Source organism: Acidisphaera sp. L21 (assembly GCF_009765685.1).
Taxonomy (GTDB): Bacteria; Pseudomonadota; Alphaproteobacteria; order Acetobacterales; family Acetobacteraceae; genus LMUY01.
Genome location: NZ_LMUY01000081.1, coordinates 91,149 through 91,942, shown reverse-complemented (window position 1 = coordinate 91,942; position 794 = coordinate 91,149). Strand labels below are relative to the sequence as shown.

The window sequence follows — 794 nt, the reverse complement described above, 5'->3', positions numbered from 1 at the left end:
AACATTCGGCCAATTAGGGCCGCCCAGACCACGCTGGTCTCCCGCAACGCCGACACCACGCCCATGGCGTCGAACTGCATGGCCCAAATGACGATGCCGTAGGCGGCGATTGAAACCAGGCCACCCGTCAGAGCCATCGCCGTCTGGCCGCCCGTATAAGAAGGCGGCTTCGCGCGCATCGCGAGGTAGATGACGGGCATCGGAGCGGCCCACATCAGGAACGAGACGTCTGCGTAGGCGAAGCTGTTGCCGGACAGCCGGACGCCTATCCCGTCGACGACGGTGTAGCCGCCAATCAGCACGCCGGTGGTGAACGCCGCTGGCAAGAAGTCGGTGCGAACCGTCTTGCCCTGGAACGCCAGGGAGATGATTCCGGCCGAGACCAGGGCGATGCCCACGCAGGCGACGACGCCGGGCGTCTCGTGCGCGAAGACCGCCGCACCCAGCGCGACCAAGACCGGAGAGGATCCACGCGAGACGGGATAAGTCTGGCCGAGGTCGCCGCTGCGGTAGGTGCGGACCAGGGACAGGTTGTAACCGACATGAATGACGGCCGTGGCGACGAGGTAGGGCCAACTCGCGGCGTTCGGCCACTGCAGGAACTGCAGGGCGACCACCGTCACTGCGGTGATCGCGATCATCATCAACGTCATCGACCAGAGCCGGTCGCCGCCGCCGCGCAGGACGGCATTCCATCCAGCGTGCAAGATGGCCGCGCACATGACCAGGCCTAGGACGTAGGAGGTCATGTCGTCTGGAGCGATGGGTCGTCGGCGAGTCGCGGCGCGAGCAAA

1 protein-coding gene is annotated in these 794 nt (G+C 66.0%); it reads right to left on the bottom strand.

The features are described from left to right. On the bottom strand, window positions 1-749 hold a 749-nt coding region (locus GSQ76_RS31180), incomplete at its 3' end, for an EamA family transporter (RefSeq protein WP_216851107.1). Window positions 750-794: the final 45 nt, after the last annotated feature.